The organism is Sphingomonas sp. M1-B02, from assembly GCF_026167525.1.
Classification (GTDB): domain Bacteria; phylum Pseudomonadota; class Alphaproteobacteria; order Sphingomonadales; family Sphingomonadaceae; genus Sphingomonas.
Window position 1 is genome coordinate 1 of the sequence record NZ_CP110679.1, and the last position, 21156, is coordinate 21156.

Annotated in this window: 23 protein-coding genes and 1 pseudogene; 9 read left to right on the forward strand and 15 right to left on the reverse strand. The window is 66.4% G+C overall.

Features of this window, described 5'->3' with window-relative positions:
• The first annotated feature begins 115 nt into the window (after window positions 1-115).
• Window positions 116-1465 carry a chromosomal replication initiator protein DnaA gene (dnaA, locus tag OKW87_RS00005; RefSeq protein ID WP_265544171.1) on the forward strand — a complete coding sequence of 450 codons (1350 nt, stop codon included), beginning with the start codon at window positions 116-118 and terminating at the stop codon, window positions 1463-1465.
• Window positions 1466-1763: 298 nt separating this feature from the next.
• Here dnaA and OKW87_RS00010 read toward each other — a convergent pair whose 3' ends face one another.
• From OKW87_RS00010 to secB, 5 genes are all read right to left on the reverse strand, one after another.
• The gene (locus OKW87_RS00010; protein WP_265541351.1) at window positions 1764-2171 is read right to left on the reverse strand and encodes an endonuclease domain-containing protein; all 408 of its coding nucleotides are present in this window, start codon (window positions 2169-2171) and stop codon (window positions 1764-1766) included.
• A gap of 102 nt (window positions 2172-2273) precedes the next feature.
• A complete protein-coding gene (locus tag OKW87_RS00015) occupies window positions 2274-3095 on the reverse strand; it encodes a ThuA domain-containing protein (RefSeq protein ID WP_265541352.1) in 822 nt (273 codons plus the stop codon).
• Between the two features lie 77 nt (window positions 3096-3172).
• On the reverse strand, window positions 3173-4162 hold the full coding sequence (gene trpS, locus OKW87_RS00020) for a tryptophan--tRNA ligase (RefSeq protein ID WP_265541353.1): 990 nt from the start codon (window positions 4160-4162) through the stop codon (window positions 3173-3175).
• A gap of 2 nt (window positions 4163-4164) precedes the next feature.
• Window positions 4165-5748: a murein biosynthesis integral membrane protein MurJ gene (gene murJ / locus OKW87_RS00025; RefSeq protein WP_265541354.1), complete on the reverse strand. Its 1584-nt coding sequence runs from the start codon at window positions 5746-5748 to the stop codon at window positions 4165-4167.
• A gap of 155 nt (window positions 5749-5903) precedes the next feature.
• Window positions 5904-6413, reverse strand: a complete 510-nt coding sequence (secB, locus tag OKW87_RS00030; RefSeq protein ID WP_265541355.1) for a protein-export chaperone SecB — start codon at window positions 6411-6413, stop codon at window positions 5904-5906.
• Between the two features lie 187 nt (window positions 6414-6600).
• Here secB and OKW87_RS00035 point away from each other — a divergent pair, with 187 nt between their 5' ends.
• The 4 genes from OKW87_RS00035 to OKW87_RS00050 all read left to right on the forward strand — a co-directional run bounded on the left by OKW87_RS00035 (window position 6601) and on the right by OKW87_RS00050 (window position 10869).
• Window positions 6601-7221 carry a Tim44/TimA family putative adaptor protein gene (locus OKW87_RS00035; RefSeq protein ID WP_443025110.1) on the forward strand — a complete coding sequence of 207 codons (621 nt, stop codon included), beginning with the start codon at window positions 6601-6603 and terminating at the stop codon, window positions 7219-7221.
• 11 nt (window positions 7222-7232) lie between these two features.
• A complete protein-coding gene (gene mltA / locus OKW87_RS00040; protein WP_265541357.1) occupies window positions 7233-8522 on the forward strand; it encodes a murein transglycosylase A in 1290 nt (429 codons plus the stop codon).
• Between the two features lie 44 nt (window positions 8523-8566).
• A complete protein-coding gene (locus OKW87_RS00045) occupies window positions 8567-9145 on the forward strand; it encodes a Smr/MutS family protein (RefSeq protein ID WP_443025111.1) in 579 nt (192 codons plus the stop codon).
• Between the two features lie 89 nt (window positions 9146-9234).
• Entirely contained in the window at window positions 9235-10869 is a 1635-nt protein-coding gene (locus OKW87_RS00050; protein WP_265541359.1) for a putative bifunctional diguanylate cyclase/phosphodiesterase, read from the forward strand.
• Between the two features lie 3 nt (window positions 10870-10872).
• On the opposite strand, the gene dapE is transcribed toward OKW87_RS00050, so the two are convergent.
• Entirely contained in the window at window positions 10873-12009 is a 1137-nt protein-coding gene (gene dapE / locus OKW87_RS00055) for a succinyl-diaminopimelate desuccinylase (RefSeq protein WP_265541360.1), read from the reverse strand.
• 11 nt (window positions 12010-12020) lie between these two features.
• Between dapE and OKW87_RS00060 the strand changes: the two genes are divergently transcribed.
• On the forward strand, window positions 12021-12488 hold the full coding sequence (locus OKW87_RS00060) for a cupin domain-containing protein (protein WP_265541361.1): 468 nt from the start codon (window positions 12021-12023) through the stop codon (window positions 12486-12488).
• A gap of 2 nt (window positions 12489-12490) precedes the next feature.
• On the opposite strand, the gene OKW87_RS00065 is transcribed toward OKW87_RS00060, so the two are convergent.
• The 8 genes from OKW87_RS00065 to OKW87_RS00100 form a co-directional block, all read right to left on the reverse strand.
• The gene (locus OKW87_RS00065; RefSeq protein ID WP_265541362.1) at window positions 12491-13159 is read right to left on the reverse strand and encodes a glutathione S-transferase family protein; all 669 of its coding nucleotides are present in this window, start codon (window positions 13157-13159) and stop codon (window positions 12491-12493) included.
• Between the two features lie 38 nt (window positions 13160-13197).
• Window positions 13198-13539: a gamma-glutamylcyclotransferase family protein gene (locus tag OKW87_RS00070; RefSeq protein WP_265541363.1), complete on the reverse strand. Its 342-nt coding sequence runs from the start codon at window positions 13537-13539 to the stop codon at window positions 13198-13200.
• Between the two features lies 1 nt (window position 13540).
• Window positions 13541-14179 carry a ribosome biogenesis GTP-binding protein YihA/YsxC gene (gene yihA / locus OKW87_RS00075; protein ID WP_265541364.1) on the reverse strand — a complete coding sequence of 213 codons (639 nt, stop codon included), beginning with the start codon at window positions 14177-14179 and terminating at the stop codon, window positions 13541-13543.
• Window positions 14176-15897 (reverse strand): membrane protein insertase YidC, encoded by a 1722-nt coding sequence (gene yidC, locus OKW87_RS00080; protein WP_265541365.1) that lies wholly within the window; start codon window positions 15895-15897, stop codon window positions 14176-14178. Before yidC ends, yihA begins: the two co-directional genes overlap by 4 nt.
• Window positions 15898-15919: 22 nt before the next feature.
• Complete coding sequence (gene yidD, locus OKW87_RS00085) at window positions 15920-16132, reverse strand: membrane protein insertion efficiency factor YidD (protein ID WP_265541366.1); 213 nt, start codon at window positions 16130-16132, stop codon at window positions 15920-15922.
• Window positions 16133-16268: 136 nt separating this feature from the next.
• On the reverse strand, window positions 16269-16586 hold the full coding sequence (rnpA, locus tag OKW87_RS00090) for a ribonuclease P protein component (protein ID WP_265544172.1): 318 nt from the start codon (window positions 16584-16586) through the stop codon (window positions 16269-16271).
• A gap of 20 nt (window positions 16587-16606) precedes the next feature.
• Entirely contained in the window at window positions 16607-16741 is a 135-nt protein-coding gene (rpmH, locus tag OKW87_RS00095; protein WP_213979878.1) for a 50S ribosomal protein L34, read from the reverse strand.
• Window positions 16742-16840: 99 nt separating this feature from the next.
• Window positions 16841-17161, reverse strand: a complete 321-nt coding sequence (locus OKW87_RS00100) for a hypothetical protein (protein WP_265541367.1) — start codon at window positions 17159-17161, stop codon at window positions 16841-16843.
• Between the two features lie 123 nt (window positions 17162-17284).
• Here OKW87_RS00100 and OKW87_RS00105 point away from each other — a divergent pair.
• Window positions 17285-17923 (forward strand): annotated as a pseudogene (locus OKW87_RS00105) (magnesium chelatase domain-containing protein); the annotation flags it as partial.
• A gap of 238 nt (window positions 17924-18161) precedes the next feature.
• Here OKW87_RS00105 and OKW87_RS00110 read toward each other — a convergent pair.
• A complete protein-coding gene (locus OKW87_RS00110; RefSeq protein ID WP_265541368.1) occupies window positions 18162-19268 on the reverse strand; it encodes an Abi family protein in 1107 nt (368 codons plus the stop codon).
• A 224-nt stretch (window positions 19269-19492) separates the two neighbouring features.
• Here OKW87_RS00110 and OKW87_RS00115 point away from each other — a divergent pair, with 224 nt between their 5' ends.
• Complete coding sequence (locus OKW87_RS00115; protein ID WP_265541369.1) at window positions 19493-20536, forward strand: AAA family ATPase; 1044 nt, start codon at window positions 19493-19495, stop codon at window positions 20534-20536.
• Entirely contained in the window at window positions 20533-21114 is a 582-nt protein-coding gene (locus OKW87_RS00120; protein ID WP_265541370.1) for a hypothetical protein, read from the forward strand. Before OKW87_RS00115 ends, OKW87_RS00120 begins: the two co-directional genes overlap by 4 nt.
• Window positions 21115-21156: the final 42 nt, after the last annotated feature.

A 21156-nucleotide genomic window follows, 5' to 3' on the forward strand; every position in this document is an offset into this window, starting at 1 on the left:
TGCGCGCCAGTCCGGGGGCATAGTCCGGCCGCGGAGAGCCTTTGGGTCTGGATGGTATGACGCGCGAGAGTCACTCGATTCTCGCCGGGGAGAGACGTGCGTGAGCCAGGCGAAGATGTTGGAGCGGATCGATATGGAGGCAGTCACCAAGGCGTGGACGCATGTGCGGGGCAATCTGCGCCGCTCGGCGGGCCAGCGCCTGTTCGACCAGTGGCTGAAGCCTGTCGTTCTGATCGAGGATTCGACCGTCGACGCCGTGCGGCTGGGGCTGCCTTCCGCCTTCATGACGCAGTGGGTGCGCAACCATTATTCCGAGCGGATGCTGCTCGAATTCCGCGCGGTGCTGCCCGACGTGCAGAGCGTCACGATCGAGACGCTGAGCGAGGAGCCCAAGCGCGTGCTCACGGCCGAGCCCACCGCTCCGGCGATTACGCCCGGCGAGCGACCCTTGTTCGATCCGCGCTTCACCTTCGATCGATTCGTGATCGACACGACCAACCGCGTCGCCTGCAACGCGGCGATGGCGGTGGCCGAGCCCGGCCCGCCGCGGTTCAGCCCGCTCTATCTCCATTCGGGCACCGGCCAGGGCAAGACGCATCTGATGCACGCGCTGGGCCAGGCGTTCCTCGAGGCCAATCCGCAGGCGACCGCGATCTACGTCACCGCCGAGCGCTTCATGTTCGATTTCGTCCAGGCGCTGCGCAACAAGGACACGCATGCGTTCAAGACCCGGCTGCGCTCGGTCGACCTGCTGATGATCGACGACCTCCAGTTCATCGGCGGCAAGGATGCGACGCAGGAGGAGTTTTTCCACACGGTCAACGAGTTCATGTCGTCGGGCAAACGGCTGGTGATCGCCGCCGATCGTGCCCCGCAGGCACTCGAAGGCTTCGAGCCGCGGCTGGCCGGACGGCTCGGCTCGGGGCTGGTGGCCGACATCAAGCCCGCCGAGCTCGAGCTGCGCCGCGCGATCGTCGAGCGCAAGCTGGAGGACATGCCCGCGGTGGACATGCCCGCCGAGGTGATCGACCTGCTCGCGGCGCGGATCACGTCGAACGTGCGCGAGCTGGAAGGCGCGCTCAACCGGCTGGTGGCCTATGCCAATCTGTCGAACGAGACGATCACGATCGACTTCGCGACGGTGACGCTGGGCGAAGTGCTGCGCAGCGCGCAGCGCCGGATCACGATCGACGAGATCCAGCGCGCGGTCTCGGCGCATTTCGAAGTCAAGCAGATCGACCTGATCTCCGAGCGCCGCGCCGTGGCGATCGCCCGCCCGCGCCAGATTGCCATGTATCTCGCCAAGCGGCTGACGACTCGCTCGCTGCCCGAGATCGGCCGCAAGTTCGGCAATCGCGACCATTCGACGGTGATCCACGCGGTCAAGCGGATCGAGGATCTGCGCGGCAAGGATGTCGAGATCGACGGCGCGGTACGCAGCCTGATGCGCACGCTGGAGGGCTGATGACGGATTCGCACCCCCACGGGGTGTGCGGCGGGGTGGAGGAGACGAGAGCGGGGCAACGCTGACTGGTCACGCCTCCACCCTGGAAATTGTTGGGCGCTGTTGTGCTTGGATTCCCACTTTTCGCGTGTTTTGTGGAAGTAAATTGCTGGGTTCGGCAATGTTGTTGCGTGGGGTGTTGGCTGGGATCGGACGAGTCAAAGAGCGGCGGCGCCTGGCGCTGCGGCTGACGAGTGGAGCCGATGAAGTCCTACATTGCAAGTGGGGGGATTCCGGCGACAGCAATTCGGGTGAACGGTCACCGTCGCGGGTTACGGGCTCTCCCCTCCCTGGAAGGGAGGGGTTGGGGGTGGGTGCCGCCGAGGCACTCGGCGGCTCCCGACAGAATGTGCAGAACGGCACCGTCGGGATTGGCCAGGACCTCTGAATTCCACATTCGGATAATCTGCCAGCCCAAGCCTTCGAGAAAGCGCGTGCGGCGATCATCGGCGGCGATGCTTTCGAGATGCTGGCTGCCATCGAACTCGACGCCGAACTTCGCGGTGCGGCAGGCAAGGTCGATGATGAAGGGCGCGACGATCACTTGGCGTGTGAAGGACGGTCGGTAGCGCGAAATCCGGCGCCAGACCGCAAGCTCCGCTGGTGTCGGATTGTTGCGCAGTTCGCGTGCCCGCCGGGTCAGTTCGGGATCGATGCGGTGCCCCATATCGAGAGCTTAGGATGGCTCGCTGCGCTCGCCAACCCACCCCCAACCCCTCCCTTTCAGGGAGGGGAGAAGTCAAGGAAGGGAGAGGGATTTTTTGGGCGCTTACCCGCAGCCCTTCCCCGTCTTCCGCGCAGCCCAGGCCATTGCGCCGTCGACCAGCTTGAGGTGGGCCGGGTCGCGCCAGGTTTCGGGATTGTGGCCTAGCGCCGAGTAGAAGATCCGGGCCTTCCCCTCGCAGCGCCACCAGATCAGCGCGTGGCGGTCGCCCATGCGGTGCCTGGGCTCGAGCCGCATGCCGGTCTCGTCCAGGCGGGCGAGGATGCGGGCGTCGGGGCGGACGGGCTGGCCGTAGGCGTAATATTCCTCGGTCCAGCGCCAGCGCGGGGGCAAGTGGCGGGTGGCGGGGTGGCTGCGGTCTTCGACGATCAGGTCGGCGGTCTGGAACTGGTCGGCGCCGTTCGGATGCCCGGCATAGCCGCCATAGCCCAGCAACGCCTGATACCAGGCCGGGTGGCTGCCGTCGCCGGCGGCGTGGAGGCCGACGAAGCCGCGGCCGCGGGCAATATAGGCGCGGAAGGCGTCGCGCTGGGCGGGCGTGAGCATGTCGCCGCTGGCGCTGGCGAAGACGATCAGGTCGAAGCGAGCGAGCTGGGCCGGATTGAACAATGCGGCATTCTCGGTGGCATAGACGCTCCAGCCACGCGCCTTGGCGAGGCGGGTGACCGCACCGACGGCGTCGGGGATGCTGGCGTGGCGATAGCCGTTGGTCTTGCTGAAGATCAGGACCGAGGGGCGGCGCAGTGCGGGGAGCTTCGGGGCGACGCTGTCGAAGGTGGGGGTGGGGCGGCGCGGGTCGGGGGCGGTTTGGGGCAGGGGGGCCAGTCCGAGCAGGGCTGGAATTGCGGCGAACCTGAGTATCTGCATCATTCCCTCTCCTTGTTTTCCTGCCCACCCTGACCCTTCCCGCCCCCGAAGGCGCCGGTAGGGTGAGGGTGGATGTTCTACACCTGCAGCCCGACCGCCTTCTGCGCCGCGAGCAGGGTGGGGGCGGCGAGGGCGTTGGCGCGGGCGGCGCCCCTGGCGAGCTGGGCGCCGACTTCGGCGCGATCGTCTAGGAGGCGGGTCAGCCGGTCGCGGACCGGGGCGAGCACCGACACGGCGAGGTCGGCGAGCGCAGGCTTCAGCGCGCCGAAGCCCTTGCCGGCAAATTCCTCGACCACCGATTGCGGGGTGCGTTCGGACAGCGCGGCGAAGATCGTCACGAGATTGCGCGCCTCGGGACGCTCGGCAAGCGCATCGAAGCTGTCGGGAAGCAGATCGGCGTCCGACTTGGACTTCTTGAACTTGGCGGCGATGGTGTCGTCATCGTCGATCAGGTTGATGCGGCTCATGTCCGAGGGGTCGGACTTGGACATTTTCGCGGTGCCGTCGCGCAGGCTCATGATCCGCGGCGCGGCCTGGCTGATCAACGGCTCGGGCAGCGGGAAGAGATCGACCTCGAAATCGGTGTTGAACTTGGTCGCGATGTCGCGGGCGAGTTCGAGATGCTGCTTCTGGTCCTCGCCGACCGGAACGTGCGTCGCCTGGTAGACCAGCACGTCGGCGGCCTGGAGCACCGGGTAGGTGAACAGGCCTACGCTCGCGCCTTCGCGGTTCTTGCCGGCCTTGTCCTTCCACTGGGTCATGCGGTTGAGCCAGCCCATCCGGGCGGTGCCCTGGAGGATCCAGCACAATTCGGCATGGGCGGGGACGCGTGCCTGGTTGAACAGGATCGCGCGATCGTCGATCCCCGCGGCCATTAGCATGGCGGCCATCTCGATCGTCGAATTGGCGAGTTCCCGGGGGGACACGTTGCCGGTGAGCGCGTGGAGGTCCGCGAGAAAGAACAGGCACTCCCCCTGCTCCTGCATCGCCACCCATTGCTTGATCGCGCCGAGATAATTGCCGAGGTGGAGATTGCCGGTGGTCTGGATTCCGGAGACGACTCGCATGTTCATTCCTTGGGGTTTGCCGGCGCGCGGCGGCGCAGCAGCGCCTTGAGGTCGCTGAGGCGATAGGCGCGGGTGACGAAACAGGCCACGACATAGATCGCCCCGCCGGTCCCGACCAGCAATGCGAGCGCCGCGAGCCGCATCAGGAAGCTGCCGGTGAGATAGGGATCGAGCAGATGTTCGAGCCCGTAGAGCGCGGCGCCCATCAGGATCGCGGCCAGCAGCAGGCGGGGGATGCGATGGCGCAGCTGGGCGTCCGCGACGAAATGGCCGCGCTTGGCGAGGGCTAGATAGAGCAGGGTGACGTTGACCGCGGCGGCGATCGCGGTGGCGAGGGGCGGGCCGACATGCGCGATCAGCGGGATCAGCGCGAGATTGAGGACCAGGTTCACCCCGACCGAGATGGTGGCGAAGCGGACCGGGGTGCGCGTATCCTCGCGGGCGTAGAAGCCGGGGGTGAGCACCTTGATCAGCACATAAGCGGGCAGGCCGACCGAGAAGGCCGAGAGCGCCCAGGCGCAGCGGATGGTGTCCTCGGCGGTGAACTGGCCGTGCTGGAAGAGACCGCGGACGATCGGTTCGGATGCGACCAGGAAGGCGATCGTGGCGGGGAGGGTGAGGAAGAGCGCGAGCTCGATGCCGCGATTCTGGGTCTCCATCGCCTCGGCCTCCTTGCCCGCGCCCAGCAGCCGCGAGACGGTGGGGAGGAGGATCGTGCCGAGGCCGATGCCGATGATGCCGAGGGGCAACTGGTTGAGCCGATCGGCATAATAGATGTAGGAGATCGAACCCTCGGCCAGCAGCGCGCCGGCGAGTGCTGTCGAGATGAGCAGGTTGATCTGGACCGCGCCCGCGCCGGCGGCGGCGGGGAGGATCAGCTTCATCAGGCGGCGGACTTCGGGATCGAGCCGCGGCATGCGCAGTTTGAGCGAAAGGCCGGCGCGGCGGCAGGCGAAAGCGAGCCAGCCGAGCTGGAGCAGGCCGCCGACGGGCACCGCGATCGCCTGGGCGCGCGCGGTCTCATAAGGGTCGCCGTGGAAGAAGAGCAGGGCGCCGACCATCGCGACGTTGAGCAGGATGGGCGCCGCGGCGTTGATCCAGAATTTCTCGAGCGAGTTGAGCAGCCCGCCGAGCAAGGAGGCGAGGCTGATCAGCAGCAGATAGGGGATGGTGATCCGCGACAGGCTGACCGCGAAGGCGAACTGATCGGGGGTGGGGTTCTGCTTCGCGAAGCCGCCCGAGAGCGCGAAGGTGATCGGCCAGGCGGCGGCGAGCATCACCGCGGTGAAGAGCAGGAGGAAGGCGAACAGTACCGCCAGCGCGCGCTCGGCGAAGGCGAGGCCGGGGGCGAGATCGCCGCCATGTTCGCCGACCTTGCGGTTGAACATGGGGATGAAGGCCGAGGCGAAAGCGCCCTCGGCGAAGAAGGCGCGGAACATGTTGGGGAGGCGGAAGGCGACGAGGAAGGCGTCGGAGGCGAAGCCCGCGCCGACGAAGGTTGCCTGGAGCGAATCGCGGACGAGCGCGAGGACGCGGCTGGCGAGGGTGAGGCCGCCGACCGAGCCGAGGGTACGGGCGAGTTTCATGCCGCTATCGTCATCCCCGCGATAGCGGGGACCCATCTCGTGCAGAAGCCAGGAGGGATTACGGCTGTCGTCTTTGTCGAGCCTCCGGGAGATGGGCCCCCGCGTTCGCGGGGGTGACGGTCAGGTGTCACGATGCCCGATCCCCCGAGACTAGGTCAGGCGTGGCCGACAGGCTCGCCCTGCTGCTCGAGCGCCGCCTGGGCGCGCTGCTGGACGTAGATGCCGGTGAAGTCGATCGGCTCGAGCATCAGGGGCGGGAAGCCGCCGTCGCGCACGGTGTCGGAGATGACGCGGCGGGCGAAGGGGAAGAGGATGCGCGGCGCTTCGCCGAGGAGGAACGCTTCCATCTGCTCGGCAGGCACGTTGCGGAGCGCGAACAGGCCGGCATAGGACAGGTCGACCAGGAAGGCGGTCTGCTCTTCGGCCTGCGCCTTGATCTCGATCTTGAGGACGACTTCATAGACGTCCTCGCCGACCTGGCCCGAGCCGATGTTGAACTGGACGTCGATCGCGGGGGCTGCCTGCTGCTGATAGATTGCCGGCGCGTTCGGATTCTCGAACGACAGATCCTTCACATATTGCGACAGCACGCCGACTGCGGGACCGGTGTCTTCGCCATTGGCTGCGGGCTCGGCCGAAGCGGCGCCCGTGTCGATCTCGTCCATCGATATTTCCTCATTGCCGGATAGTTTCGCGTTTGCGACGCGTTGGGTTCGGGTGGCCGGTTAGCAGGGGCACGACGGCAGTTCAATCGGCGCCAGGCGGCGCCATTTGAAACCCGGCGCGCGAAAGCCTATGTAGGCTGGTGATAGTGGCTTCGGAGGCTCAGTGCTCTACGTAATCCTGTTCGCGATGGTCGCCGGTTTCCTGGCGCTTCGACTCTACTCGGTGCTCGGCAAGCGCACCGGGCATGAGCAGGCGTTGCCGAAGCCTGCCGAGGAACGGGTGGGCATGGCCGCAGTGCCGCGCACGATCGACGTGACGCCCGAAGTGCGCGATAGCGCCGACCGTCCGATCGAGGCAGGCGCCGAGAGCGGGCTGCGCGCCGTGGTCGCCGCGGATTCGAGCTTCGATGTCGGGCAATTCGTCGAGGGCGCGAAGTCGGCCTACCGGATGATCCTCGAAGCCTATTGGAAGGGCGACGAAGAGACGCTGAGCTGGCTGGTCGAGGACGATGTCCGCAGCGGCTTCGCCGAGGCGATCGCCGCGCGGCGCGAGGCCGGGCATGTGTTGGAGAACCGGCTGGTGTCGATCGAGCGCGCGGTCATTTCCGACGCATCGGTCGAGGGCAAACAGGCGCGGATCACGGTGCGCTTCGACGCCGACATCGCGTCGGTTACGCGCGATCAGGACGGCACGCTGGTCGCCGGGTCGACCAGCGATGCGATCGAGACGCACGACGTGTGGACCTTCGCGCGCAAGCTGCGCAGCGACGATCCGAACTGGAAGCTGATCGAAACCGACGAAGCCTGAGGGGTAGTTTGATGCGATTGTGGGGGGCAGTCGCGCTTGCGGCTCTTTTGAGCGCGTGCTCGGGCGGAATCGTGCCCGAATCCGCCGGCTCCGGACCGGCGCCGGTGCGCGAGACGCGTGCGCCGAGTCGGGCTGCCGCCCCCCAGCCGAACATTCCCGTGCGCCAGCCGACTGCGGCCACGCCGTTGCAGCCGATCCCGGCGCCGGCGACGCCCGCCGGCGTGACGACCGCGGCGCTTGCGGGCGTGATCGCGGGTCCGCCGATCGACAGCCTGCCGATCACCGACGAAAGCGCCGCGCGTGCGTTGCTCGCATACCGCATCAGCTGCGGGTCGCTCCAGCGCCGGACCGATACGAGCGGGCTGACGCAGGGCAGCGACTGGGCGGAATCGTGCCGCGCCGCCGCGAGCTGGCCGGAGCGCGATGCGCGGAGCTTCTTCATGCGCTATTTCGAGGCGGCGCAGATCGCCGACGGCAAGGCGTTCGCGACCGGCTATTACGAGCCCGAAATCCACGGTTCGCGCGATCGGCGGCCCGGATACGAAGTGCCGATCTATGGCCCGCCGAGCGACCTGGTCGAAGTCGATCTCGGCCTCTTTTCCGACGAAATGAAGGGCAAGCGGATCCGCGGCCGCGTCGAGGGCAAGGCGTTCGTGCCCTATTTCGACCGCGGCCAGATCGACGAGGGCGCACTCAAGGGGCGCGCGCCGGTGATCGGCTATGCCGCCGATCCGGTCGAGATCTTCTTCCTCCAGGTCCAGGGTTCGGGGCGGCTGCGGCTGCCCGACGGCGATGTGATGCGGATCGGCTATGCCGGGCAGAACGGCCGCGACTATACCGGCATCGGCAAGCTGATGCGCGATCGCGGGCTGCTCGCGGCGGGGCAGGCTTCGATGCAGGGGATCATGGCCTATCTGCGCCAGAACCCCGAGGAAGGCCGCGCGATCATGCGCGAGAATAAGAGCTTCGTCTTCTTCAAGGAATTGACCGGCGCGGGGCCGCTGGGCGCGATGGGGCTGCCGGTGACCGGCTGGGGCAGCGTCGCGGTGGATCCCAAGTTCGTGCCGCTTGGCGCGCCGGCCTTCCTGTCGATGGACCGTACCGACGCCACCGGCCTGTGGATCGCGCAGGATACCGGCGGGGCGATCAAGGGATCGAACCGCTTCGACACCTTCTGGGGCGCGGGCGACGATGCGCGTGCGATTGCGGGCGGGATGTCGGCGCGCGGCGCGGCCTGGCTGCTGCTGCCACGCGGGGTGGTGGCGCGGCTGCAGACGGCGGTGCCCGCCCCGGCGCCGTGAAGCGCAGCCTGACGCCGGAGGAAGCGGCGCTTTGGAAGCGGGTGATTGCCACCGTAAAACCGCTGGCGCCGGCGAAGGTGGTCGCTGCAGCGAGAGCCTTGCCACCTAGCGCTCCCCTCCCTGTCAATGGAGGGGTTGGGGGTGGGGCTGGCGGCGGGGGCTCGATGCCCCCGGCTCCGCCTGCAGCGAAACCGAAGAAAGAGTCTTTGAAGCGCGCAGACGCGCGCACCCATCCCCAGCCCCCGCCTGCGAGCAGGGAGGGGAGTAATACCCTGGACGGCTCCTGGGATCGTCGGCTCTCGCGGGGGTTGGTGGCGCCCGAGTCCACCGTGGACCTGCATGGGCATACGCTCTCCTCGGCTTACGATCGGCTCGATCGCGGGCTGGACCATGCGGTGCAGCGCGGGGATCGGGTGTTGCTGCTCGTCACCGGCAAGCCGCCGCGGCCCGAATCCGAGCGTCCCCATGCGCGCGGGGCGATCCGGGCGGCGGTGGGGGACTGGCTGGCGTCGTCGCGCCATTCGGATCGGATAGCGGCGGTGCGCGGGGCGCACCCGCGGCACGGCGGCAGCGGCGCGCTGTACATTGTCTTGCGGCGGCCCCGCGCGCCGCCAAATTCTTAACCTATATGGGGCAGTCTTTGCGCTGAATCGAGGGGAACAGCGCAGACGTGGAGGGATTTTCGCTCAAGAGCCGAGCCATTGCGTTTGCAATGTGCGCTGGCGCTGTAGCGTTCATCCTCGCGGTGGCCGCGGCCTCGACACCTCAGGATATCACCGTCGAATCGGCCGCGCGCGCGCTGATCGCCGCGATCGTCTGCGGCGTGTTGTGCTGGGCTTCCGCCGAGCGCACGATCGCATCGACCGCGGGGGCGATCGACGCCGCGATCGCCCGGCTGCAGCGTGCCTCGAACGGCGATCTGGAGAGCGAAATTCCGCCCGAGGTGAGCGAATGCGTGCCACAGCTGTCGCATGCGATGGAGGGGCTGTTCCGTCAGCTCCATGCCAATCTGGAAAGCGTCCAGCGGCTGGCGATGTTCGATCCCGTCACCGGCTTGCCAAACCGCACCAATTTCCGGCGCACCGCCGAGCATATGCTTGTCGAAATGCCCGCCGACGCGAGCGCCGTGCTTTATTTCATCGATCTCGACCGGTTCAAGACGGTCAATGACACGATGGGCCATGCCACCGGCGATCTGCTGCTGGGGATGGTGGCCAATCGCCTGCGCGCAGTGGCGGACCGCTTTGCGGCCGGCGTCGGCGCCAAGCCGCCGCTGATCGGGCGGCTGGCGGGTGACGAGTTCACGATGTTCTTTCCCGAGATACGCAGCGTGCGCGACGCCGACCGGATCGGGCGCGGCGTGCTATATGCGCTTTCCGAGCCGTTCGACCTGGCCGACCAGGAAATCTCGATCGGGGCCTCGATCGGCATCGCGATGCGGCCCGAACATGGCACCGCGCTGCACGACCTGATGCGTGCCGCCGACGCGGCGATGTATCACGCCAAGGCAACCGGACGCGGACGCGCCGAGCATTTCAGCGAAGCGCTGGCGACGCAGATCGCGGACCGCGCCCAACTCGAGCATGATCTGCGCGAGGCGATCGACCATGACGAGTTCGGGCTGGTCTTTCAGCCGCAGGTTTGCGCCAAGGACGGCAGCATCGTCGGCGCCGAGGCGTTGCTGCGCTGGAAACATCCCCAGGGCATGCGCATGCCGATGGCCTTTATCCAGCGCGCCGAAGAGACCGGGCTGATCGTCGAGATCGGCGAATGGGTGGTGGTGAGCGTCGCCGAGACGATCTCGCGCTGGGGCAAGCTGGGCATCCGGCAGCGGCTTGCGGTCAATATCAGCCAGCGCCAGATCGATCATGCCGGCTTTTTCCGCAAGCTGCGCGAGGCGATGCACGCGGCGTCTGCGCCGGCCAATCTGCTCGAGCTGGAGATCACCGAGACGCTGGCGATGCATTGCTCCGAGGACGTGATCGAGGCGATCGCCGCGCTGCGCGCCGACGGGGCGAGCGTCGCCATCGACGATTTCGGCACCGGATATTCGAACCTCAAGCGGCTGCGCCAGTTGCCGATCGACCGCATCAAGCTGGACCGCAGCCTGATCGAGCATGTTGCCGTCGAGCCCGCTGCCCGCGCGATCGCGCAGGCGGTGATCGGGCTGGCCCACGGCCTCGGCTGCGAGGCGGTTGCAGAAGGGATAGAGAACGAGGCGCAGGCGATGGTGCTGCGGGTAATCGGTTGCGATGTTCTGCAGGGCTATTCGATCGCCGAGCCGATGGTGGAAGCGGCGTTCCTGACCTGGGCGCGCGGCGTGGAGCCGCGACGGCTCGCGGTCTGACCGTCAGCTGCTCGACACGCGCCGAATCACTTCCGCGTAGAGATCGGCCAGCGCCACCAGATCCTCGACCGCCACGGCTTCGTCGAGCTTGTGCATCGTCGCGTTGATCAGGCCGAATTCGACCACCGGGCAGAGCCTGACCAGAAAGCGGGCATCGGAGGTGCCGCCGCTGGTGGATAGCTCGGGGGTGATGCCGAGCCGGGCTTCGATTGCGCCGGAGACCAACGTGGAGAAGGCGCCTGGGGGGGTGAGGAAGGCTTCGCCGAACACGCGACCAACGACGCGCGCTTCTGGCGCATGGCGCTCGACGATCGCCTGCATGCGAGCGATCAGATCCTGGCCGCTATGCATGTCGTTGAAGCGGATGCTCAGCCGTGCGCTGGCGAGGCCGGGGATGACGTTGGTGGCGGGATTGCCGACCGTGAGATCGGTGACCTCGATATTGGAGGCCTGGAACCAGGCATTGCCTTCGTCGAGGCGGATGGCGTCGATCTCGGCGAGCGCGCGGACGAGCCGGGGGATCGGATTGTCGGCGAGATGCGGGTAGGCGACGTGACCCTGGCGGCCGGGGATTTCGATCCACACCACCACCGAGCCGCGCCGGCCGATCTTGATCGTATCGCCCAGCCGCTGCGCCGAGGTGGGTTCGCCGACCAGGCACAGATCGGGGCGGATGCCGCGCTCGGCCATGCGCTCGATCAGCGCCGGGGTGCCGAAGGTGGCGGGGCCCTCCTCGTCGCCGGTGATGATCAGGCTGAGCCGGCCCTGCGGCACGCGTGCCGCGGCGGCGACGAAGGCGGCGATCGCACCCTTCATGTCGACCGCGCCGCGGCCGTAGAGCAGCCCGCCGCGCACTTCGGGCGCGAAGGCACCGCTGGTCCAGCCGGGACCGGGGGGGACGACATCGAGATGACCGGCGAAGGCGAAATGCGGGCCGGAGCCGTCGCGGGTGGCGAGGAGATTCTCGACCGGGCCGTCGGGGGCCTCGCCTTCGACGAAGCGCTCGACCGCGAAGCCGAGCGGGCGGAGCGCGGCCTCCAGCACGTCGAACACCGCGCCGCGCGCGGGCGTGACGCTTTCGGCGGCGATCAGCGCCTTGGTGAGGGAGACCGGTTCGGGCAAAAGGCTGTCGACATCCATGGGAGGTGGCATTGCCCAAGCTCGATCTCGATACAATCCCGCAGACCAATGCGACGGGCTATCCCGATCCATTCGACAAGGCGGTGGCGGGCCGCTGGTATCGCCGGCTGGCGCCGCCTTCCGGGCTCAGCGAGATGGGGGTGAGCCATGTGACGCTGAAGCCCGGCGCCTGGTCGTCGCAGCGGCATTGGCATGCGGCCGAGGACGAGTTCGTGGTGATGCTTGCCGGCGAGGCAGTGCTGATCGACGATTCGGGCGAGCATGTGATGCGCGCGGGGGATTGCGCGGCGTTTCCGAAGGGCGTGCGCAACGGGCACCATCTGCAGAATCGCGGGGCGGTGGATTGTGTCTTCATCGCGGTGAGCGCGGGCGACAAGGCGTTGGACGCCGGCGCGTATCCAGACATCGACATGACGTTCGGGCCTGAGGGCTATGCGCATAAGGACGGGACGCCGTATCCGACCACACGGCTGCCTTAGGCTCAGTCGGTCGCCGGCATCTCGAACTGCTCGATCACCCAATCCTCTTCCTGCGCGGCGGCGATCCAGTCCTGCATGAAGGGGTGCTGGAGGACGGCGAGCATATAGGACTGCGCGAAGCGGGGGACGGGGAGCGAATAGGTCACGATCCGGGTGACGACCGGCGCGTACATGATGTCGACCGCGCCGAACTCGCCGAACAGATATTCGCCCTCGCCGCCATAACGGGCGCGGGCCTGCGCCCAGAGCTCCATGATCCGGCTCAGATCCTGGAGAACGTCGGCGTCGGTCGGCTGGGGCGGATAGACTTGGCGGATGTTCATGCTGTGCTTGCGGCGCAGCGCGAGGAAGCTCGAATGCATTTCCGCCGCCATCGAGCGCGCCATCGCGCGGGCGGCTTCACCCTCGGGCCAGAAAAGCGTGTTGCCGGTCTTGTCGTTGAGATACTCGACGATCGCCAGGCTGTCCCACACCACCGCATCGTCGTCCCACAGGATCGGCACCTTTCCGGACGAGGGGCCGAATTCCGCGCCTTCGCGGCGCTTGTCCCACTCGGCATTGTAGAGCGGGACGACGACTTCCTCGAACGGCAGCCTGGACTGCTTGCAGGCGAGCCAGCCGCGCAGCGACCAGGAGCTATAGGCCTTGTTGCCGATGATGAGCTTGAGCATGGCGCGTCCTTGCCAAGTCGGGGGGCGTGAGTCGAGGCTTAGGCTTTGAGATAGACCCAAGCGCGGGCGCCGGATGCGAGCGCCGCCTCGACCCGACGGTAATTCTCGCTCTCGTAAATGTCGGCCGCGGCGAGCTCTTGGGCGGTCAGGTGGAACACCTTGCCGGGGAGAGGCGGGGCGTTGGCGTCGGGGACCAAGGCGAGATGGGTTTCGATGCCGCTGGCTTCGAGGACGTCGGGATCGCGGATGGTGATCTCGATCACCCCATAGCCGTGGAGGACGTCGTCGCTGCCGTCGAGGCGGCGGCCGAACTGGCGCAGCTGGACCGATTCGAGCTGGAGCGTGCCGTAGGAGAAGAGCAGGGCGTCGGCTTGCCCCAACTCAGCCGATCGCTTCCAGCACGGCGGCCCGCAGCTCGGGGATGCCCATGCCTTTCTCGCTCGAAGTGACGAGGATGTCGGGATGCGCGGCGGGGCGCTTGCGGGCTTCCTCCTCGGTCTGGCGCGTCATCTCGGCGAGCAGGCTGGCCTTGATCTTGTCGGCCTTGGTCAGGACGACGCGGTAGCTGACCGCGGCATTGTCGAGCATGTCGAGGATCTCGCGATCGACATCCTTGATGCCGTGGCGCGAATCGATGAGGACGAGCGCGCGCTTGAGCACGTCGCGGCCGCGCAGGAAATCGTTCACCAGATAGCGCCACTTGCGCTGCATGTCCTTGGGCGCCTTGGCGAAGCCGTAGCCGGGCATGTCGACGAGGCGGAAGGCGAGTGGCTGGCCGATGTCGAAGAAATTGAGTTCCTGGGTGCGGCCCGGCGTGTTCGACGTGCGGGCGAGCGCATTGCGGCCCGCCAGCGCGTTGAGCAGCGACGATTTGCCGACGTTCGAGCGGCCGGCGAAGGCGACTTCGGGCACGATCGCGCCGGGCAGGAATTCGAGCGAGGGGGCCGACTTCAGGAAGGCGACCGGCCCCGCAAAGGCTTTCCGCGCGGCTTCGATCGCGTCTTCGCTGAATTCGGTCACTTCGCCGCCGGCTCCTTCTTGGGCATCGCCACCTTCATCCCCGGATGCTTGCGATACAGCCACCATTGCTGCGCCATCGTCAGCACGTTCGACGTGATCCAGTAGACCTGAAGGCCGACCGCGAAGGGCGCCATCAGGAACATCAGCATCCAGGGCATGATCGCGAAGATCTGCTTCTGCATGTCGTCCATCGGCGCGGGGTTCAGCTTGAACTGGAAGTACATCGACAGGCCGAGCAGGATCGGGATCACGCCGATCGCCAGGAAGGAGGGCGGGGTGAAATCGAGCAGGCCGAACAGGTTGAGCACGAGCAGCGGATCGGGCGCGCTCAGATCCTTGATCCACAGGACGAAGGGCTGGTGGCGCATCTCGATCGTGAGCAGCAGCACCTTGTACAGCGCGAACATGATCGGGATCTGGAGCAGGATCGGCAGGCAGCCCGCGAGCGGGTTCACCTTCTCTTCCTTGTAGAGCTTCATGATCTCCTGCTGCTGGCGCGGCTTGTCGTCCTTGTGCCGCTCCTGCAGCGCCTTCATCTTGGGCTGGAGCACGCGCATCGCCGCCATCGAGGCGAACTGCTTCTGCGCGATCGGGAAGAGCAGTCCGCGGATCGTGATCGTCAGCAGGATGATCGCGATGCCGAAATTGCCGACCAGGCGGAACAGCCAGTCGAGATAGTAGAAAATCGGAAGCTCGATGATGCCGAACCAGCCCCAATCGATCGCGCGGTCGAACTGCACGATGCCGAGCTTGTCCTGATATTCCTCGAGCAGCTTCACTTCCTTCGCACCGGCGAAGAAGTGGCTCGAATAAGTGACCTTCTTGCCGACCGGAATATTGAGCGGCTGTGCGAGCTGATAATCGGCCTGATAGGCCTTGCCGGCGGCGCCGCGCTGCTGGATCTGCGCGGGGATGCGCTGATCCGGGACGATCGCGGTCAGCCAGTAGTGATCGGTGTAGCCGACCCAGCCGCCGGTCGTCGTGAAGGACTCGGCCGCCTTCTCGACATCGCTGTAATTGATATAGTCCGCGGCGCCGTCATAGACCGCGATCGGGCCGACATGCGCGGCCCACTGATCGACATCGACCGACTTTTCGGCGCGCGAAACCAGGGCATAGGGCGTGACCGAGACCGGCGCAGTGCCGACGTTCGCCACCGTCTGGCGGATGTTGAACATATAGTCCGCATCCACGGACAACTCGATCCGGAAGATCTGGCCGGTGGGGCTGGTCGAAGTGAGGGTGACCGGGGTGGTCGGGGTCAGCCGCGCGCCGCTGGCCTGCCAGACCGTATCGCGGCCGGGGGCCTGGACGCCGGCGCCCTGCCAGCCGAACTCGGCGAAATAGGCGCCCTTCGCGCCCGAGGGCGAGAGCAAGCGGATCGGCGGCGAATCCTTGGCGATCGTCTCGTCATATTTGGGGAGGACGAGATCGTCGATCCGCGCACCCTTGAGGTTGATCGTGCCGCGCATCTTCGGCGTATCGATCAGCACGCGCGGGGTCGAGGCCAGCACCGCCGCGCGATCGCGCATCGCGGTCGGCGAATCGAGCGCCGGATCGGCGGCGGGGTTCGGCACGGGGATGGTCTTGCCGCCCTCGATCTTGACCGGGGCGGGCGCCTGCTGCGGGAAGACCCACTGCATGATCGTCGGCCAGCCGAACAGGATCAGCGCGGCCAATATTGCGAAGATCACGAAATTCTTTTGGTCTTCTTTCACCGATATTCCCCGGAAAGGTCAGTCATGGCACGGGATCGTACCCATGCCCGCCCCATGGATGGCAGCGCAGGATGCGCCTTGCGGCCAGCCAGCTCCCCTTGATCGCCCCATAGCGGCCAAGCGCCTCGATTGCATAGGCCGAACAACTCGGCGCGAAACGGCAGCTGGGCGGCAGGATCGCGGACGGGCCGATCTGCCAGCCGCGCGCGAGGAGGATGAGGAAGCGGGCGATCACGTCCGACGCTCGCTTTCGTCACCCCCGCGAAAGCGGGGGCCCATCTCCGGAGCGCGCCAAATGCTCAACGGCGGTTTCGCTGGGTGCATCTGCAGGAAATGGGGCCCCGCTTTCGCGGGGGTGACGGGAGTGCTTGTCACCGCCGCACCTTCGCCAGGGCCTTGGTCAGCTCGGTCCGCAATTCGCCATAGGGCCGCTCGATGCCGCCGTTGCGGCCGATCAGGACATGATCGGCGCCGGGCTGCCCCGCTTCGGGCAGTATTTCGCGGGTAAGCGCACGCAGGCGCCGTTTCATCCGGTTGCGGACGACGGCGTTGCCGACTTTCTTGGAGACGGTGAGCCCGATCCGCATCGTCGGATCGTCGTCGGCACGCGCGCGGACGAGCAGGACGAAGCCGGGCATGGGCGCCCGCTTCCCCGCATTGGTCGCGAGATAGTCCTTGCGTTGCGTCAGCCGCTTAACGGCTACGGCAGTTACGCCGACAGCTTGTTGCGGCCGCGGGCACGACGGGCGCGGATGACCTTGCGGCCGCCCGGAGTCGCCATCCGCGTGCGGAAGCCGTGCCGGCGCGCACGCACCAGATTGCTCGGCTGAAAAGTCCGCTTCATCGCTCATCCTCGAGATTCTAGAACGTAAAAGGGCCACCACAAGGGCGGCCGCGTGTCGGGAGCCCATAAGGGCAGTCGCTGGCCAAGTCAACGCAGCGCTTACGGCTTGAAGCCGAGCGTGACCGCCTCGGCGCGGGCTATCTCCGCTTCCTTCGCACGTTCGCGGCGGCGGCGGAAGCTGCGGCGGCGCAGCGCACGGTCGGCATAATGGCCGAATCGCGGCCAGCGGCGCTTGAGCCGGGCGAAATGCTTGCGCGCCCAGTTCGAGTTCTGCAGCACCAGCACGAGCCCCGCGGCGAAGACGAAGATCCCGCCCGGGCCGGGGATGATCCCGACCAGCGGCGTCGCGGCGATGAGCAGGAAGCCGGTCGCCATCAGGACCAGGCGGACGATCGGGCTCTTTCTGCGCGGGCGCGACATGAAAATCATGTGGGGAGCGTGTGTTGGCCGCGCAAGACAGGGCAGCTTCCTCCATTACGGCTGCGAACCGTTCCACTTCGGACAGAATCCGCTATGCTTGGGCTCGCTTCGGGGGAGGCTGATTTGGTCGCGAGCGTTTCGACGGTTGCCTATCTGGGGCTGGAAGCGCGCGCGGTGGAGGTGCAGTGCAACCTCGTCGCCGGGCTGCCGAGCTTCGTCGTGGTGGGGCTGCCCGACAAGGCGGTGGCGGAGAGCCGCGAGCGGGTGCGCGGGGCGATCGCCGCGATCGGGCTGGCGCTGCCGCCCAAGCGCATCATCCTGAACCTGTCGCCCGCGGACATCCCCAAGGAGGGTTCGCACTTCGACCTGCCGATCGCGCTGGCGCTGCTCGGGGCGATGGGGGTGGCCGACGCCGAGACGCTGGCGGGCTATGTCGTGGTCGGCGAGCTCGGGCTCGACGGGCGGATCGCGCCTTCGCCCGGGGTGCTGCTGGCGGCCTTGCATGCGTCCGAAGTGGGGAAGGGGCTGGTCTGTCCGGTGGCGCAGGGACCCGAGGCGGCCTGGGCGGGGTCGGTCGAAGTGGTGGCCGCGCCCGACCTGATCGGGTTGCTCAATCACTTCAAGGGCAACCAGTTGCTGCCGGCAGCGCCGCCGGGCGAGGCGGAGGAAGTGGGCATCGGGCCGGATCTTGCGCAGGTGAAGGGGCAGGAGACGGCCAAGCGCGCGCTGGAGATCGCCGCGGCCGGCGGGCATAACATGATCAGGTTTGATATAGCTACACCCTCATTTTAGTTTGATGGATTTTTCGTAGCGTAATGCAATCTTGACCTGGTTTACTGACGCTGGCCAGAGGGCCAGCGGCGATGGTGTACCGTATGTCTCGGGATCTTCGCGAGCGTGTTGTGCGCATCTCGGCAAGCACGATCAGGTTCGTTCCTCAAGCGAAGGGAGATGAATGACGAACCGAGCCGATGCTTCCGTTGCCCCCTTCCACCCCGCATCAAAGGCGAACTTCAGGCCTAAGAATCGCTCCCACCACCTTCCCCGTCGCCGACCGTACAAGGATCGCAGTCGGTCGCGATGCCGTCGCATCGGGAGGAAAGAACAGCGCCATAACGTCGCCGCTGCTCGCCCTTACGTCGATCTCCGCCAGCGACACCGGATAGGCCTCGACCACGTCGCGTGCCGTCAGCTCGGACAGATCGACCATCCCTCCTATCATGGCGGCGCGGTCGGCGGTAAGCGCCAAGGCACCGGTCGTCGTGAGGGCAGCCGGCCCTGCACCGTCATATGTTTCGATCAGCGCCAGTTCGGGCCGTGCAGCACGCATCGCGCGAATGACATTGTCTAACTGATCGTCCGCCAACACCAGCGGAGGGGTCCGCAGGTTCATCTGCGCGAGCGGTCGTCCCGGAAAGCTCGAGTATCGTGTCGGCGGAACGCGCGCCACCGTCATCACCGTCGAATGACGGCGCGTAAAGTCGCGTACAGGCTGCGAAATGAGACCGATGAGGTCGAGGATCACGTTTAGCCGCGCCCCGTGGTCTTGGCGATCGTGGATAGGCTCGTGATGCGCGATCCGGTTGCGCAGGTCGTTGACCTCCGCCGCCCGCCGCTGGACGTCCTTACGCCCCATACCCGCAGGCAGGTTCGGGAACGCCGTCGCCAGCACGTTAGCCGGCCAAACGTGGTCGTAGTCTTCACGGAACAGATTCGACCAGAAATCGAACGTCAGCGCTGCGATCAGGTCATTCGGACCCGGAGGCGGCAAGTTATGCCTTGCCGCGAAGCGGTTCAGGCGATCGAGCGCGCGCGAGTGTGACTGCGCGGAGAACTGGTTCAGTTGGAACGGTGGGGCAAGCACCCAATCAGAGCTGTAGGCCATCGACAGGGCGCTATTGACGGCGTTGCGCGTCGCGATCTCGCAGATGCCGAGTGGGAATAGGAAGGCCTTAGACAGACGGCCGTTCCAGAGGTACAGGCGAAGCGCGTACTCGCGATTGCCGTGGCCTGCGAGATAGGGTGTCAAGCGCGGCTGGGAGAGCGCGGATTCGACGGCAGTGATCGTCGCCGGCGTCAGCGCCGCAAATTCTTGACTTTCAGCCATATCATGCCTACTACACTTCTCACAGCAGCCGCATGCTCACGTAGCGGCAACGGACCCCGGGGCAGGTACGCCTCCCCCGGGGCCACCCCATCCAGAGCGACGACATCGAACGGCATCGCCGCTTCGGACAGCGTTATAAATCTACCATTGCACGCACGCTGTCAAATGGTATTGTGTACGCCATTGAAGAAATTCATACATTGGTAACGCAAGGAGTTCAGCGGTTGGAATTGGTCGGGGTTGCGGAGATCGCGGAGATGCTCGGCGTCTCCAAGCAGGTCGTATCGAACTGGCGAGGCCGCAAAGGCGGTTTTCCGGCGCCGACGGCGACCCTGAAGGCCGGCCCTGTGTGGACGCGCGAGGCGGTGATCGATTGGGCGATGTCTCAAGACATCGCCGTGCGCCAAGAGGCAGTCGTGCCCAGCGCGCCGGCGGAGGACCGTCATCCCGCGGCGATCGCTGCGCTGATGAACATGAAGGGCGGCGTCGGGAAATCCACGCTCACGGCCAACATCGGCTGGCACGCATCGTACAACAGGGGACTTCGCGTCCTGCTGGTTGATCTCGATCCGCAGTTCAACCTCAGCCAGTACATCCTCGGCGTCGAGGGATACGAGAAGTTGATAGCAGACGACGACCCGACGATCGAGATGCTATTCCGCCACGAACCCGGTGATGGCCCCGTGGACATCCGCGGACTCATCCACGAGGTCCACAACTGGAACGACCAGTCATGCCTTCACCTAGTCCCCGCAAGTCTGGACCTGGCATGGAGCATGCGGCTCGCACTCGAGCGCGCGCATGTCCTTCGCGACGCGCTGGAGGAGGTTCGCGACAGCTACGACCTCATTATCATCGACTGCGCCCCGACCGAATCCATCCTGTCCACCGCGACCTACTTCGCCGCGGACTGGATCCTCGTCCCCGTGAAGCCCGAATTCCTGTCCGCGATCGGACTTCCCCTACTTCTGAAGTCGATCGTCGAATTCGAGAACACCCACCGGAACGAAACGCCCCCGCAGATCGCAGGCATCGTATTCAACGATGTCAGCGACCGGGTCGAGCACGGCCGCAGCAGACGCTTTGTCCGCGATACCGCCGGTCGCAACGCCATCCCTGTTCTGCAGAACGAGATAAACCACTCCGACAGCTACCCGGCCGGCGCCCGGCAGGGTAAACCGATCTTCTTGACCGACAACGCCCGTTCGAGCCGCAAGGAGGAGCTGGAGCGCGTGGGCGATGAGTTCCTAGGGAGCATAGGCCTGTGAGCCACAAGACCGAAGCCCTCATCCGAGAGGTCGCAGCGCTATTCGTCAAGTATCGCATGACCGACTGGCAGCCGCTGATCGCGGAGCTCGAGACACGGGGCGGATCACCCGCCCTCGCCAACGCCATCCGCCTTCTTGCGGAGAAAACGCCCTCCCCCGCGCCTGCCCGCGGTCGCGCGAAGGCAAAGTCCACCGCTGCCAAGTTGTCCTCCAAGGCCCGTGCGAAGAAAGCAGCGATATCGAAACCTGCCGAACTGGAGCTCGAGCCAAGGTTCGGGGGGCCCCACGCCGACACGATAGGCGAGCTGCGCGACGCGCTGATCGCCAAGCGTTCATTCCCCGCCATGTCGAATCTCAAGGCCGCAGGCACCGCGCTCGGCCTGAAGGGAACCGGGACGAGCCGGCGCGACGTACTGGTGACAATGCTTACAGAGCACCTAGACAAGCTCGACGAGGAAGCCTTCGAACGCGCGCTCCGCACGCTCGCTCGCGAAGAGCAGCGCAGCCAAACCGGATCCGCACCCGCATATGACAGGTGGTTCGATCTCATCACGGCTGGGAGGCGAAGCGGAAGGTGATACGGCCACACTATCTTGGCGATGAGATGCGCAGCTTAGATC

Bases quoted from the DNA above. Each gene is read 5' to 3' on its own strand.
- OKW87_RS00110 (WP_265541368.1), bottom strand. From the start codon at position 19,268: ATGGCTGAAAGTCAAGAATTTGCGGCGCTGACGCCGGCGACGATCACT.
- murJ (WP_265541354.1), bottom strand. From the start codon at position 5,748: ATGAAACTCGCCCGTACCCTCGGCTCGGTCGGCGGCCTCACCCTCGCC.
- mltA (WP_265541357.1), top strand. From the start codon at position 7,233: ATGCGATTGTGGGGGGCAGTCGCGCTTGCGGCTCTTTTGAGCGCGTGC.
- dnaA (WP_265544171.1), top strand. From the start codon at position 116: ATGTTGGAGCGGATCGATATGGAGGCAGTCACCAAGGCGTGGACGCAT.
- OKW87_RS00065 (WP_265541362.1), bottom strand. From the start codon at position 13,159: ATGCTCAAGCTCATCATCGGCAACAAGGCCTATAGCTCCTGGTCGCTG.
- OKW87_RS00010 (WP_265541351.1), bottom strand. From the start codon at position 2,171: ATGGGGCACCGCATCGATCCCGAACTGACCCGGCGGGCACGCGAACTG.
- secB (WP_265541355.1), bottom strand. From the start codon at position 6,413: ATGGACGAGATCGACACGGGCGCCGCTTCGGCCGAGCCCGCAGCCAAT.
- OKW87_RS00100 (WP_265541367.1), bottom strand. From the start codon at position 17,161: ATGTCGCGCCCGCGCAGAAAGAGCCCGATCGTCCGCCTGGTCCTGATG.
- dapE (WP_265541360.1), bottom strand. From the start codon at position 12,009: ATGGATGTCGACAGCCTTTTGCCCGAACCGGTCTCCCTCACCAAGGCG.
- trpS (WP_265541353.1), bottom strand. From the start codon at position 4,162: ATGCGAGTCGTCTCCGGAATCCAGACCACCGGCAATCTCCACCTCGGC.
- rpmH (WP_213979878.1), bottom strand. From the start codon at position 16,741: ATGAAGCGGACTTTTCAGCCGAGCAATCTGGTGCGTGCGCGCCGGCAC.
- OKW87_RS00015 (WP_265541352.1), bottom strand. From the start codon at position 3,095: ATGCAGATACTCAGGTTCGCCGCAATTCCAGCCCTGCTCGGACTGGCC.
- OKW87_RS00050 (WP_265541359.1), top strand. From the start codon at position 9,235: ATGTGCGCTGGCGCTGTAGCGTTCATCCTCGCGGTGGCCGCGGCCTCG.
- OKW87_RS00035 (WP_443025110.1), top strand. From the start codon at position 6,601: ATGGTCGCCGGTTTCCTGGCGCTTCGACTCTACTCGGTGCTCGGCAAG.